The sequence below is a fragment of the Seonamhaeicola marinus genome (assembly GCF_008085455.1).
Genome location: NZ_VSDQ01000317.1, coordinates 289 through 655, shown reverse-complemented (window position 1 = coordinate 655; position 367 = coordinate 289). Strand labels below are relative to the sequence as shown.

At 27.5% G+C, this 367-nt stretch carries 1 protein-coding gene; it reads right to left on the bottom strand.

The features are described from left to right. On the bottom strand, positions 1–296 hold a 296-nt coding region (locus FUA24_RS04160; RefSeq protein WP_222861316.1), incomplete at its 3' end, for a hypothetical protein. Positions 297–367: the final 71 nt, after the last annotated feature.

Here is a 367-nt window from a genome sequence, read left to right as displayed (position 1 = left end):
ATTACAGAGTTTCCGTATTTAACTTGGCTACGTACCATACCTAAATCTCTACCAAAATTAATTTTGTAATCATCTAAATACGTTTTTAAAAGTTTAGAATTACCTACTGCTTTTTCAAAATTTTTACCACCTGATGAAATATTAAAATATTTTTGTCTGTTTAACTCTAAATGGCCTTTTATTGAATTAGTTGTGTGCGGATCTACAAATATTTTTACTTGACTTGATGCCGAACTGAAAATTAAAAACCAAATTATAAAGAATAGTGGTTTCTTAGTGTAATGTGTTAATAGCATTATATAATTGTTTAGTGTTTAGCTTATTTGCAAACCGTTATTTACTTTAGCATCATCAGGGTTTACAAACA